13 protein-coding genes and 1 pseudogene are annotated in these 13,669 nt (G+C 60.6%); 13 read left to right on the top strand and 1 reads right to left on the bottom strand.

The window, feature by feature from the left end; genetic code table 11:
• Positions 1 to 4 precede the first annotated feature (4 nt).
• From AC1DKY_RS11835 to AC1DKY_RS11780, 12 genes are all read left to right on the top strand, one after another.
• Positions 5 to 400, top strand: a complete 396-nt coding sequence (locus tag AC1DKY_RS11835) for a C40 family peptidase (RefSeq protein WP_477179984.1) — start codon at positions 5 to 7, stop codon at positions 398 to 400.
• Entirely contained in the window at positions 393 to 2,924 is a 2,532-nt protein-coding gene (locus AC1DKY_RS11830; protein WP_477179938.1) for a host specificity factor TipJ family phage tail protein, read from the top strand. Before AC1DKY_RS11835 ends, AC1DKY_RS11830 begins: the two co-directional genes overlap by 8 nt.
• Positions 2,921 to 3,538, top strand: a complete 618-nt coding sequence (locus tag AC1DKY_RS11825; protein ID WP_477179937.1) for a hypothetical protein — start codon at positions 2,921 to 2,923, stop codon at positions 3,536 to 3,538. The genes AC1DKY_RS11830 and AC1DKY_RS11825 overlap by 4 nt, the downstream gene beginning before the upstream one ends.
• An 8-nt stretch (positions 3,539 to 3,546) precedes the next feature.
• The gene (locus tag AC1DKY_RS11820; RefSeq protein WP_477179936.1) at positions 3,547 to 3,990 is read left to right on the top strand and encodes a hypothetical protein; all 444 of its coding nucleotides are present in this window, start codon (positions 3,547 to 3,549) and stop codon (positions 3,988 to 3,990) included.
• Between the two features lie 10 nt (positions 3,991 to 4,000).
• Complete coding sequence (locus AC1DKY_RS11815; protein WP_477179935.1) at positions 4,001 to 5,788, top strand: glycosyl hydrolase family 28-related protein; 1,788 nt, start codon at positions 4,001 to 4,003, stop codon at positions 5,786 to 5,788.
• Between the two features lie 51 nt (positions 5,789 to 5,839).
• Positions 5,840 to 6,946 carry an acyltransferase family protein gene (locus AC1DKY_RS11810; RefSeq protein WP_477179934.1) on the top strand — a complete coding sequence of 369 codons (1,107 nt, stop codon included), beginning with the start codon at positions 5,840 to 5,842 and terminating at the stop codon, positions 6,944 to 6,946.
• 576 nt (positions 6,947 to 7,522) lie between these two features.
• Positions 7,523 to 8,221 (top strand): SOS response-associated peptidase, encoded by a 699-nt coding sequence (locus tag AC1DKY_RS11805; protein WP_477179933.1) that lies wholly within the window; start codon positions 7,523 to 7,525, stop codon positions 8,219 to 8,221.
• Positions 8,218 to 8,466, top strand: a complete 249-nt coding sequence (locus tag AC1DKY_RS11800; RefSeq protein WP_477179932.1) for a hypothetical protein — start codon at positions 8,218 to 8,220, stop codon at positions 8,464 to 8,466. Before AC1DKY_RS11805 ends, AC1DKY_RS11800 begins: the two co-directional genes overlap by 4 nt.
• A 169-nt stretch (positions 8,467 to 8,635) precedes the next feature.
• Positions 8,636 to 8,890, top strand: a complete 255-nt coding sequence (locus tag AC1DKY_RS11795) for a type II toxin-antitoxin system HicA family toxin (RefSeq protein ID WP_477179931.1) — start codon at positions 8,636 to 8,638, stop codon at positions 8,888 to 8,890.
• A 3-nt stretch (positions 8,891 to 8,893) separates the two neighbouring features.
• Entirely contained in the window at positions 8,894 to 9,340 is a 447-nt protein-coding gene (locus AC1DKY_RS11790) for a type II toxin-antitoxin system HicB family antitoxin (RefSeq protein ID WP_477179930.1), read from the top strand.
• A gap of 1,245 nt (positions 9,341 to 10,585) precedes the next feature.
• Positions 10,586 to 11,374 (top strand): scabin-related ADP-ribosyltransferase, encoded by a 789-nt coding sequence (locus AC1DKY_RS11785; RefSeq protein WP_441603170.1) that lies wholly within the window; start codon positions 10,586 to 10,588, stop codon positions 11,372 to 11,374.
• A gap of 37 nt (positions 11,375 to 11,411) precedes the next feature.
• A complete protein-coding gene (locus tag AC1DKY_RS11780; protein WP_441603171.1) occupies positions 11,412 to 11,738 on the top strand; it encodes a hypothetical protein in 327 nt (108 codons plus the stop codon).
• Positions 11,739 to 11,872: 134 nt separating this feature from the next.
• On the opposite strand, the pseudogene AC1DKY_RS11775 reads toward AC1DKY_RS11780, so the two are convergent.
• Positions 11,873 to 12,720: pseudogene (locus AC1DKY_RS11775) on the bottom strand (SDR family oxidoreductase).
• Between the two features lie 309 nt (positions 12,721 to 13,029).
• Here AC1DKY_RS11775 and AC1DKY_RS11770 point away from each other — a divergent pair.
• Positions 13,030 to 13,653 carry an XrtA/PEP-CTERM system exopolysaccharide export protein gene (locus AC1DKY_RS11770; protein WP_082121019.1) on the top strand — a complete coding sequence of 208 codons (624 nt, stop codon included), beginning with the start codon at positions 13,030 to 13,032 and terminating at the stop codon, positions 13,651 to 13,653.
• Positions 13,654 to 13,669: the final 16 nt, after the last annotated feature.

Raw genomic sequence — 13,669 nt, 5'->3', positions numbered from 1 at the left:
TGGCGTGCCGGCCTGGGCTGCGGCCTTCGTCGGCCTTCCGTATGCCACCAAGGGGCGCGCCGTGGAAGGCGTCGACTGCTGGGGCTTGGTCAAGTTGGTGCAGGCGCACGTGTTCGACCGTGTTGTCCCGGACTATGCCGAAGGCTATCAGGACGGCGACGACTGGGAGGGTATCTCGCGCGCCGTGCGCGACGGTCTTTGTGATGGGTGGACGCGCACGGAGCAGCCGCGAGAGGGCGATTTGCTGATCCTCAGCATTGCCGGGCGGCCATGGCACTGCGGTGTGATGGTCAGCGGAATCAGGTTCCTGCATGCACCACCCGGCGCATCAAGCGTCATCGAACGACTGGACACGCCGCGCTGGGCGCGGCGCATTGAGGGCATTTACCGCTATGGCTGATGGCTCGCTATGCACCGTCGTGGCTCGGCCGAACGTGTTTGATGCCGGCTCGACCGCATTCGCGCAGGTGCAGGCCGGGCAGACGCTGGCACAAATGCTTGGCGACACAGCATCCCTCGCGTGCGAGGTGACCATCGGCGGTCAGATTGTGCCCCGCGCCATTTGGTCAAACGTTCGCCCCAAGGCTGGCCAGACGATCCATGTCACCATTTGGCCGCAAGGCGGCGGCAACGGCTCGAAGTGGCTTCGCGCGATCGCGATGGTTGTGGTGGCGTATCTGAGTTACGGAGCATCGACCGGCTGGGGTGTGGCTGCGTTCGGTAGCTATGCGGGTGTCGCCGGCGCCGCGATCGGCATCATCGGCATGATGGCTGTGAACGCGCTGATTCCGCCGCCGACCGCCAAGGCCGGCGCGACCAGCGATCCATTTAGCTCTCTGCAAAGCCTGACCGGCACAAGCAACCAGGCCAACCAGTACGGTGTGATCCCCTGCGTTGTAGGGCATGCTCAGTTCTTTCCGCCCCACGCGGCCTATCCCTATTCGGAAATCAGCGGAGACGATCAGTATCTCCGCTGCATGTTCGACCTAGGCTATGGCGACCTCGACATCAGCGACATCAAGATCGGCGACACGTCGATCGACAGCTACACCGATGTTGACTACGAGATCACCACCACGCCGACGCTCTTCGACAACGACGTTTTTGAGGAGGCGTTGACGATCCAGGTGTCCGACACGGCAACCGAGCAGAACATCCGCACGACCCAGCCGAACACCACCGAGATCTCCGTTGATTTCCAGTTCCCTCAAGGCCTGTTCGCCGTGGACGACAAGGGCCACTTTGTCGACGCATACCGGCGGATCGACATCGACTTTCGCCAGGTTGGCACCGCCACCTGGTATGGCGTGGCACCGCCGACGCCTGGTATCACCGTCAGCTCCGACGCGATGCACCGCCTCGTGGACAACCTCAGCGAGTACGAGGTGCGAAGCAACGCGAACAAGCAGCTGCGCGTTGGCGTCCGCTGGAAAGTCGCTGCAGGGCAGTACGACGTTCGAATCACGACCAGTGAAATCTTCTGGAACACCAGCGTGCAGCATGCCGGAACCCTCGTTTGGTCAGCCATGCGATCGTTCAGTCCGAAGCCTGCGAGCGCTACCGGCACGCTGAAGCTGGCCATGCGCATCAAGGCATCGGATCAGCTCAATGGCGTTATCCAGAACCTCCAGGTGCTGGCCCAGCAGAAGATACCGACATGGGACGTGCCATCGCAGACCTGGTCGGCCAATACCGAGACCTCAAACCCGGCGTGGATCTATGCGTGGCTGCTCACGCGTTGTCCGGCTGTGGTGCGCACCTTGGCGGACTCCCGTCTAAACCTGGACGATGTTGCCGACTGGGCCGCCGAGTGTGACGCCAAGGGCTTCAAGATTGGTTTCGTCATGGACTCGGCCAGGGCGCTGAGCGATGTCGTGCGCGACGTCCTGTCGGGCGGCCGAGCCAGTTTCGGCCTGCGAAATGGACGGTACGGACCTGTGCGCGACGTGGCGCAGTCGGTGCCTGTGCAGATGTTCACTCCAAAGAACAGCTGGGGTTTCAACTACGCCCGCGATTTCACCCAGCCCGCGCACGCGCTACGCGTGAGCTTCACGAACCCCGAAGCGGACTGGCAGGCTGACGTTGTGATCGTCTTTGCCGACGGCTACAACGCCGGCAATGCCACGATCTTCGAAGAACTTGACCTGCGAATGGTCATCGACGCCAACGCAGCCTGGAAGCTTGGGCGCTATTACCTGGCTGTCATGAGGGATCGACCGGTCGTCTATTCGCTTCAGGCCGATATTGAGCACATGGTTTGCGAACGAGGGGACTTGGTCCACGTCGCCCACGACATCATCGGTTGGGGCATCGCTCATGGTCGAGTGAAATCGGTCAGCGGCAACAGCATCACTCTGGACGAGGTGCTCGAGCTGGATCCAGCAAAGACCTACATGATCCGGGTCCGTCGAAGCGACAACACACAGATCACCTCGATCCCGGCTGCAAGCTATAGCTGGGACAGCACTTACATCACTTTCGACAACGATAGTGACGTTGATTCGCTGATCGCACCGACGCGGAGCTTTACCCTGTCGACGGCGCTTGCCGGCGCGCAAGCGGGCGACCTATTCGTCGTCGGTGAGGTGAGCCGCGACGTAGCGAAGTTGATCGTGAAATCGGTTGAGCCAAGCGACGACCTGACGGCGACTATAACGCTGGTGGACTACAGCTCGGAGGTGATCAACGCCGACAGCGGGGCGCCACCCACCTTCGTGAGCCAGATCACGGGCGCGCGCTGGGAGGTCCCGCCGCCGCCGCCGACGCTGAACATCCGGATCGGCACTAGCTCGACCGACCAGATCGGCTCGGCGTCGACCCAGGTTGGTTACGGTGCGAACGCAACGTCTGGCGTGGTCAAGCTCCCCGCCTATCGGCAAGTGGGGCCGACGGGTGCGCTCAACGGAAGGATCATGATCCAATGAGTGCGACCAGAGCCGCGAGTTACGACGTGCGCTGGCGCGTAAAGAACAGCAACACCGCGTGGAGCTCGCCGAAGAATTTCAAGGCTGGCGCTGAAGTCGTCATCACAGGCTTGAACCCTGGGCAGACATACGAGACCGAGGCCAGGTCGATCGGCCCACTAGGGTCCATGTCGACATGGACAGCTCAGTCTTATCTTGTCGTTCCTTCGCCAAGCATCCGCTTGAGCCAGGGCAATCTTGCCATGGTGCGCGTCGGCGGCATCGGCAGCGCGTGGACGGGCTTCTCTATCAGCTATGCCGCCTCGGCCACCAGCGCGACGATCAGTTGCACTGCGGGGACACTGCAGGACGGCGCGTTGAACCCCACCTATGCCGCGAGCAGTCTCGTAGTGAGCGGCACAGCTGGCACGTCTGTTACGTACTACCTCTTTTACGACGATCCCACCGGCGCCGGCGGCACGCTGCCACTTGGCTCCACGACTACCTATTCGGATCTCTCGATCAATCAGGGCCGCATTTTTGTCGGCCAGGTCACCGTGGTGTTCCCGACCTCCGGCTCAGGCTCTGGCGGCGGCAACCCTGGCGGTGGCGGCGGCCGCTTCCCCATCCAGTAAAGGCACCCATGGCTTACGAAAAGCAAGCTGGCGTTCCCTGCCTAAGCGGTGAGACGGTCGTGCTATTGAAGGGGGCCACCGACTCGGACCCCGCCTATCTCGCGGCCGTGTCGTGCACGGTTGCGCGCAACGCAAGTTCGAACATGATGGATTTCGTGCCGCAAGCGCGCTGGATCGATGACCAGGGCGTGCCCAAGGCAGATGCATCGGGTCGATCTGTCGGAACGGTAAAAACCTTGTCCATGGCACCCGACGATGTCACTGCAATGACCGCCGATGCGGTTGTTCGGGAATGTCTGCTGTTGGTCCTTGGCGAGCCCCTGACGCCGGATCCAACAACCCCTGACCTGACGTTGCTCAGGTTTAGCGCAGACAACATCGCGCAGTGCTCGATCCGCAATGCCATAACCGCGGCCAGCGTGAATGCGCCTGCCGCCTCCGACGTGCTCTAAGGGGAAAGCCATGGGTTTCATTAATGGGCTGGGCAAGCTCCTCAACGGTTTGGTGGCAAACGATGGGCAGGGCGATTCGCTGCGCAGCGGCGCCACGACGATCAACGGAAACTCTGACATCATCGTTGCGGCCGTCAATGCGCTGGCGGCTTCGCAGGGCTCAGGTGTCAAGCCTTTTGCCACGAAGGCCGCGCTGATTGCTGCGCAGTCCGGTCTGCAGGCTGGAACGGTAGCAGTAGTGTTCGCTGACGCCACTCCGGCAAACAACACCAGCTATGTATGGGACGGCGCGACGCTGACAACGGCGTATGACCGCCTCACATTCGCGCTGGGGAATGGATCGGGCTTCATGCAGTCGGGTTCTGGCGCGCTCCTGTTGTCGGTTCAGGCTGCGCTTCGCAATCGCATCCCTGACGTAAAGCAGTTCAATGCAAAGGGTGACGGGTCGACGGACGACACGGCGACAATTCAGGCCGCCTTTAGAGCCTCGACCAGTGTGGTACTACCACCCGGTGACTTCATCGTCACGGGCCCCATCACGATACCGATTGCAGGAAAGCTGATCGGTTCGGGTGTCGGCACTACGCGCATTTTCTGCCGTGGCGCAACGGCTGGCTTCGTCCTTTCAGCGCCGGTCGGCATGGCGAACGCCATTCAGGGCTGCGATATCTCGGACATGTCGATCGTCGGCCAAAGCGGTGCGCTGACGGCACTCACGATGCAGTCTGTGTTCCGCAGTCGCGTTGAGCGCGTCGTATTCTCCGGGTTCTTCGGCGCGCAAGTGTCGTTGACGCAGCTTTGGGATAGCTGGTTTGAGGACTGCTACTTCATAGCCAACGACTCGAGCAATCGGACCGCCGCTGTCACCATCTCCAACGGCACTGGTGGAGACAACTCCAACAACCTTCGCTTCATCAACTGCACGTGGGAAACCCTGCAGGCCGGTGCGGTTTACTCGAAGAACGAGACGGGAACGTCCAGCAACAACTACAACTATTTCTTCAGCGGCTGCAAGTCCGAGGGGTGCAACCTCGCGCAGACAGCGCCGGCACAGTTCTATTTTGGCGGTATCAATGCCCACCCTGGCATTAGTTTCAAGCGACACTTTGCGGCCTGGCTGCAGACCGAAACGACCAATACGACATTTGTGACCGGCGTTGGCGTAGGCCAGTTGTCGATAGATGATTTCTACGCGACACTCAAAAACCCGTATGTGGCGCCACTGGTGTCCATGTCCAATGGTCGCGGCATCTACCTGAAGAACATGTCCATTCAGGACACGGCTAGCGGTACGCCGGCTTTCACCAGCTACTTCTTCAAAGACCTTGGCGGCACGATCAACTTCTTCGCCGAGAACCTTTTGTACAACAACGGTACCGTTGCCAATGGTGCGAACAGCACCATGAACTCGAGCGCCCAGTACAGCCCTCGCTATATGCGCATCTGGGGGACAGAAGGGATGCGCATCGAGAGGCAGAACACGGGGTTCGACGGCTATTACCAGTTCAACATAAACACCGATGGCACGATCACTGAGAACACGACGTTCAATGGCACGTCTACGCCGTCGAGCGCCACACGTGTTTCGACGCGAAACCTGAATGCTGCAGGTAGTGTCAACGGGGTTACCATCTATTCGATCAATGGTTCCCTTCGCGCCGAGGGGGGCGCCTGGAACAGCGGCAAGCTCCTGCTTGGCTCTTACCGCATTTGGGTCGACAGTTCTGGTCGATTGCGGATCAAGAGTGGCGACCCGACGGGAGATACTGACGGCACAGTGGTGGGTGCGCAGTCGTAACAAGCTGCTGATTCGTTTATCCTTGCGTAAGGAACGCGCAAGGGACTGGGGATGATACAGGGAAGCTTTCGGCTCGGCCGTATTCCGGCCTTGGACGGTTTGCGCGGTTTGGCCGTGTTGCTCGTCATGGCGTTTCACGCCCACATACCGGGGCTCGCCGGCGGCGGAGTCGGCGTCGACGTCTTCTTCGTCCTCAGCGGATTCTTAATCACCGCGCTGCTGATCCAAGAGTTCGATTCGACTGGATCGGTCCGCATGTCCGCGTTCTACGCGCGCCGATTCTTGCGCCTTGGCCCAGCGCTCCTTGCGCTGCTCATCGTGTTCTGCGTCTTTTCGGTGCTGGCTTTCACTGGTGAAGAGGCGCGGTCAAATTTGGCCGGCGCCGCTATCGCCGGGATCTATATGACCAACTGGGCGAGAGCCTTTCAGTGGCATGCGCCTCAGTTGCTCGGGCACACCTGGTCGCTCGCGATCGAGGAGCAGTTCTACCTGCTCTGGCCCGTGGTTCTCGTGGTGGCTCTACGCGTCTTCCGGAATCGTCGATCAGTGATGGGCCTTGCAGCCGGCTTGGCTTTGCTGTCGTGCGCTTGGCGCCTGTGGTTGGTCACCCATGGCGCCGAGAGCCCGCGAACTTTCAACGGTCTGGACACCCGCGCCGACGGCCTGATGGTCGGTTGCTGCCTCGGTATCGCCTTCGCTTCTGGGTTCGTTGAAGGGACCATGCGGCAACGCGTTTCAGCGGCTACGAAGTTCTTGACGCCTTGCGCCTTGGTCGGCCTCGGCCTTTTGGCCGCTTTGTCGCGCTGGGATGCCCGCTGGATGCACCTGGGCGGGTTCACGGTCGGCGCGCTGTGTGCCGGCTGGATCATCACCCACCTTCTGGTGAGCCGGGACACCGTCCTCCACGTCTTCCTTTCCAATAGGGCCCTGATGTGGGTGGGGTCCGTGTCCTATGGCCTGTACCTGTGGCATTACGCAGTCTTCCGCACCATGTCCCGGTTTGGAGCCAGCAACCTGACAGTCCTGCTCGCCGGGTCGGCGCTGACCTTAGCCATAACTGCTGCCTCGTATTACCTCCTGGAGAAACCTCTCCTGGCCCTCCGCCGTCGCATTGATAATGCGCCGGCCATTTCGGCGCCGGATGGTCTGAAGGCCTGAGACGCCCGCGGCGTACGCTGTAGGCATGTCAGAACGACCAACCATTGAATGGGAGCAGGTGACGATGAGCGGCCAGCCGCTCAACCATTGGATGGCGACCGTCCCCGGATCGGTCTGCTTCGCCTCAGTCAGCCAGAGGCTTGACGGCACTTGGTGCGTGAACTTCAGCCCTAAGGGCAGGGGCCTGCACGAACCCATCACCTATCGCTACCCCTACCTGACCCGCGAGAAGGCGATGGCGCACGTTGAGCGGTGGGCGGCCTGCCATTGGCGGTCCGTGCCAGAGGCACAGCCGCACCCGCTCGGCACGGCATGGCGCCAGGTTGGCAAGTAGGGGTAACCTTTCCCCATGGCCATCCGTGAACACCTCCAGCAAATGCTGCATGAGCTCGAGGAGCAAGTCCCCGAGCTTCAGCGCGAGTTCCCCGACCCAGCTGACTTCTGGCCAGCCTTCGCGCCTCTGGCTGACGCCGTGAGGAGTGCTGGCGGCCCAGAGAACGACGAGTGGATCTGGGAGCGCATCGACAGCATGCTCCGCCACTATGGCCTCGCTCCGCGTGCTCTTCCGGCATAGGCATGTGCGGCCGTTACGCACGCTTCGGCCCGACCAAATTATCTCGCGCGCAACGCGCGGCGCTGGACTCCATGGGCATCGACCTTGTGTCGAGCCTCGACCAGCGTGACGATCAGTTCAATATCGCACCCACCCAAACTGCACCTGTCCTAGCCAAAGGCGCGGACGCTTTCGAAGTCAAAGGCCTGCGCTGGGGTCTTGTGCCCATCTGGGCCAAAGATCTGGCGATCGGTAACCATGCCATCAATGCTCGCGTCGAGACCGTGGCAGAAAAGCCCATGTTCCGGTCCGCGTTCAAGAAGCACAGGTGCCTGGTGCCGGCCAGCGGCTACTTCGAGTGGAAGAAGCTCGACGAGAAGAACAAGGAGCCGTACTTCATCCATGCGCCCGATGGTGAGGTGCTCATGTTCGCTGGACTGTGGGAAGCCTGGAAGCCGAAGGACGACGAGGCCGCCGAATGGGTGAAGACCTTCACCCTGATCACCGGCGAGCCGGGCAAGGTCTCTGGTGACATCCACGACCGACAGCCGGTCATCCTGCCGCCCGATGCGTGGCTCGACTGGCTGACAGAAGGGCCGGACGTGGCCACCGATATCCTGGCCAAGGCGCCCGAGGCGGAACTCATCTACTATCCGGTGCCCAAAGCCGTCGGGTCGCCTCGTAATAAAGGCCCCGAACTCGTGGAACCGATCGATCTATGACCGACCAGAGCGAACCCACCGCCGAAGGCCTGCGCCGCTATCCGCCGACCGGCTACATGACGGAGCTGCGCGACCCGATCGCGTGTATCTGCAAGGAAACCTGCCACCGCCTGTGCGCCGGCGAGTGTGGCTGCGAGGCCTGCAGCGTCATGTTCTCGATCTTCTGCGATGAGGCCGGCTGCTTTCCCGAAACCAAGGCTGAACTGGAGCGGGCGATCTGGCGCTACCGCGGTGACGAGGTTTGAGCCCGCAGGTGCGGCGCAACGTCGAACCGTAGGCCGACAGGCGTAGTTGCCAGGACCGAGCCTGACAGGCAGGATTTCTGAATAGGGGACGGTCGAACGGCCTAGTTCGACGTATTTCACAATTTGTAACTATAATTTAGTTACACTCTGGAACCAGGTACCGACCAGGATGTCAAAGCACGACAAGAATTTGGCCAAGTTATGCGCGACCCCGCCGCCGTCCGACTACAAGTGGGACGACTTGGTCAGTGTGCTTACACACCTGGGATACAAGAAATTGAACAACGGCGGATCAAGGCGAAAGTTCTACCACTCGGGAAAGGATTTGCTGATCGTTTGTCATGAGCCCCACCCGAATCCAAACGTAGACAAGGGCTGCATCGTCGACGTTGTAGAACATCTCAAGGCGAACGGAGTTATTTAAGCCATGAAGACAATGACCTATAAGGGCTTTGAAGGGTCTGCCGAGGTCGACACGACCCGCCAAGTGTGTCGCGGAAAGCTGCTCTTCATCCCCGATCTAGTGACTTTCGAGGCTGAGTCACCCAAGGCGCTGCAAGCCGAGTTCGAGGCCGCAGTCGATGACTACATCGAAACTTGCGCCGCACTCGGGAGAGACCCGCACAAGCCGTTGCGAGGCGCGTTCAACGTTCGGGTGCCCTCCGAGCTTCACCGGGCAGCGGTGGTTCGCGCCGCGCAGGACGACATCTCCCTGAACGAAGTCGTGGTGCACGCGCTCGACTGCTACCTCAATGGCCAAAGCCAGGTGCACAACAACGTAACCATCCGCGTCGACTCTGTTCACTCCGTGTCCGCACTCAATAGCCCCGTGTCAACCTCTTGGCAGAGCCTGACGACCACCAATGTCCACTAATCCGAAGGCAACTCCTCCTGTCTTGACGCCCCTGACCCTCCGGGAGTTGGGTGAAGTACTCGTACGGCACTACAAGATCAAGGAAGGGCACTACGATGTCCTCGTCCAATATCAGTTCGGCGCGGGCGCTTTCGGGCCAACCCCTGAGCAGACAGTTCCGGGATTTGCCATCGGCGTTCAGGCCGTAGGCCTAGCGCCGGCGACCACAATCGGCGCGCTCACGATAGACGCTGCCACAGTGTCAAAAGCGGCCAAGTAGACCCGGAAAAATAAGGCGACCGACCTAAGCGCAACATGCACTTAAAAGTCACCAACCCGGAAAAATAAACGCACCGGGACCGGCACTGTTATCGCATTGTGCGTCTGACTCTTAATCAATTGGTCGAAAGTTCGAATCTTTCACGGCCCACCAATTCGAAAGGCACCTAGAGAAATCTAGGTGCCTTTTGTTTTGCGTGTCCCATTGTCCTGAAGCTTAGTCCGCTGGCAGGGCACGCCCAAGGCGCCCGTAAAGCCTCGACGCATTCTTCGCGCAACGGATCGGCTCTCTTCAGGCGTCGCGATGCGGGCAGTCCGATCTGAGCACCGTGGTCATCGTGATGCGCCATCGCATTCGTCCTATGACGGCTTGATCTCCTGCGCTCGGCTCTGTCGTCATCGGCGACGGTGACGGCGCGCTGCAAAGTGCTGCTGACTTGGCACGCCCGATGCCGCGGTCGCCGTCACAGCCCCTGCGTCCTGACGGGCATCTCGACGTTGGCTAATGCGATTGCAGTGAGCTGCATTGACATTCGGTACGTGTGTTGCAGGAAAAGCCGACAGATGAAAAGGCTGTGCGCCATTGCGATGCCTCATGGGAAATGCGCACGATGGCAGCGTTCAAGGACAGAACTTCCGCAGCCAAGGACGTCTGCAAGCGGAATTCATCCATCAAAGATCGATTCTTTCTTTGTGCGTAGCCGAGAGCTGATTGGCCTTGCGCACAGACCTAGGCAGCTTTCGACATCCCTTGGGTGCCATGCCTACTGCTTTGTTTTGCAGACCCGGCGCGTCGCATGCTGGGGCGGAAGGTTGGGTTGCCGGTATCGCGTGTCGACTTGGCCGGACTCGCGACCACATGGCAGATGCTTTCCGACACTAGCGTGGTCGCAGTCCAGCGGCCGATCACTGTGAAAGTTCGCGCATCTGGCTCGCTGTTCCGTGCCGCCATCCGGCTTGTTGGCCCTTCAAGGGGAGGTAGCAACTATGAAAAAGCGCCTCGTAGCGTTCTTGCTTGTCTGTCAGATCGGGGTCGCGGGCTTGGCCTTCGCCGCGCCGCCGAAATTTGTGTATCGCGTCGATACAAGGCCGCCGAGCGTGATCTTTGCGGAAGGTTTCCGTGCATGGGGCACTAACCACAACATTGTGGCGCACATTAACGGTGCGACATGTAGCAGCGACGGCTCGACGAGCGCGTTTGTTTCGACGGCCGCGAACTTCAACGCCGCACGGGACATTGCCAATAAGCATCTTCTGCAACGCAGCGTCACCTACATTTATCGCATTCGGGCCGACCAGACGTTCTACAGCGGCCCGGCGTCGATGGACTGGCTGCAGCAACGCTCCGGGTCGGTCAGCCCTCTTTCGGTGTTGTCACTCGAAATGGCTCGTCGGGCGGACGAATGGGACGCCGTGGACGGCATCCCGGCTCAGAATATCGTGGAGACCCAGGAGGTCACCGCAACCGGGTCGCGTTCGATTCCGAACACGCGATATTTCAACGTAAACACTCAAGGGAACGCGAATCCTTACACAGCCAATGCCGCAGACACCTTGCAGCATTACGGTCTTTTGCTTTCCTCGCCCGGCGGCAGGCTGGCCTTCATGTCCGCCTGCTTTGCGAGCTGCTCAGGCAGCTCGGCAAAGCGTCTATCGCAGGTGGCAGCCAGCCCAACTCAGACCTGCCGTTCCGGTCCCGAGCGTGTTGCCGACCTCGATGCGTTGATAGTTGGGCTGAGTTGGCAAGCGAGCGCCGCAGGGCGATCGGATCTCTAAGCACAGCGTCTAGCTGTTACCTCACAAGGAGCAACCTATGAAACGTCAGCTTGTTCAGGGCCTGGTCGCGATGTGTGTTCTGGGCGTCGTGCTTACGGCGCAGGGAGCAGGGGTTTACACGGAACCAGGAGTTACGGTGATATCCGTGAAATCCAACCAGTATGGAAGTTGTTTTCTTCGGTATCGCTACGGCCCCGGTTCGGTTACGGCAGGCGCGAGTTGGACCTGCAATTCGGCTTATGGTGTGAATATGCTCAATCTGGCGCAGATGGCATTTTTGACGCGAAATTCGGTCAATCTCATGCTCGAAGGCACGGGTGATGACTATAAGCCGCTGTACGCCATTGAGTTCAACGAAAAGTGAGGGGCACACCGGTCGCTCTCATTGATGGGAGTCTCCTTAGCTATCTACGCAAGGCCCCCAGTGGGGCCTTGCCAATTCGCTAGAGAGCTGCAAGGCCTAAGGGTGAGCGAGTTTCGTGACGCGATCCCCTGCCATCAAACGTACTGCATCTTCACCGTCATCCCACCGTCGACCACAAAATGCTGTCCGGTGACGAAGGATGATTGCGTCGAAAGTAGATAGACGGCCAAAGCGCCGATGTCCTCAGGAGTGCCTACGCGGCCCGCGGGATGTTGGGTGTGATCGCGGCGGCTGAGTCTGGGAGCGCTGCGTTCAGCAGGCTCGCGCCATGCGTCGGTGGCTATCCAGCCAGGAAGAATGGCGTTGACTCGCACCTTGGGGCCGGCGCTCACGGCCAGTGCGTGGGTGAAGGCGAGCATGCCGCCCTTGGTGGCGGCGTAGGCTTCGGAATCGGGTTCCGATTGCAGTGCGCGGGTGGAGGCGATGTTTACGATGCTGCCGTGTTGATGCTGCAGTGATGGCAGTGCGTGTTTGCTGCAGAGGAAAGTGCCTGTGAGGTTGGTGCCAGGTAGCGGTTCCATTGTTCCAGCGACAGGTCACTGAGTGGGCCGCTGTGCGGATCGGCGATGCCGGCGTTGTTCACCAGTCCGTCGATGCGGCCGTAGTGTCTGAGCGCACTGGTGATCCATCGTTTGACGCTGGCTTCGCGCGATACATCAAGCACCGCGGAGCGGGCGCGTTCGCCCACGTTCCATTCGTCGAGGCAGGCCTTGCCGGCTTCGCTATTCAAGTCGCCGATCAACACATTGCCGCCGGCGCCGAGCACGGCTTGGGCGATGCCGCGGCCGATACCTTGCGCACCTCCGGTCACCAGGATGGTCGTTCCTTTCAGCGGCTGGGCCTCGAAAGGCGTGATGGCGGGCGTTTGCGTCACGGCGGTGTCCTTGCGGGTGTCGGCAGCAGCTTGGCGAAGCGCATGCATAGGCCGGGTCGACAGTGTTTCGCGCCTGCGACAGGGCGGGTCTGCAGAAGCGTGAATTTCCGAGCTATCGGCCAAACGGCCTAAATCCGGCTGGCGTCATGGAGGGTCGACACCGCAAGGATCCCCATCCCCTTTGACCAGACTGGTGTTGCCATCGCCGCGGCGCTGGTACAGGCGCGCTGCGCAAACGCCTTTTTCCAGATTCCATGTGCGTCAAGACATAGAACGAATGGTTTTGTCAAGTTCTCGTGGGCCGTGGATATACTCGCAAGTGACGCAGTTCACACTTTATGCGCAGGGGGCCCCGCCATGAAAGTTCTCACTCTGTTGTTTGCTGTTTGCGTAGCCGCGGTGCTGACCGGTTGTGCCACCGGACGTGGCTCGACCGAGGCGCCGAAGATCGATCCTGCCGCGCAGGCGGTGTCCACGTACAAGATTGGCGTGGACGATCAGCTTCAGGTCACCGTCTGGCAGAACCCCGACCTCAGCGTCAGCGTGCCGGTGAGGCCGGACGGCAAGATCACCGTGCCGTTGATTGGCGATGTGATGGCCGGCGGCAAGACGCCCGAAGAGGTCGCGGCGGAGATCAAGGACAAGCTGCAGTCCTATGTACGCGATCCGCAGGTCGCCGTGATCCTCACTGCCTTGCGCAGTCACGAGTACTTGTCGCGCGTACGCGTGACCGGTGCCGTGCGCACGCCGGTATCGATTCCGTATCGCCAGGGCATGACCGTGCTGGACGCGGTGCTGGCTGCCGGAGGCACGACCGAGTTCGCGGCGCCTGATCGCACCGAACTGTATCGCGAAGACAAGAACGGCGTGACCACGCCTTATGCCGTGCGGTTGGACAACGTACTGCAGAAGGGCGATCTCGCCACCAATTACCCGGTGCAACCCGGGGATGTTGTCACCGTACCGATGCGCGCGTTCTAAACGCCGCACGCAGGGG

The organism is Dyella sp. 01N448, assembly GCF_056399225.1.
This window is presented reverse-complemented; position numbering and strand designations above follow the sequence as displayed.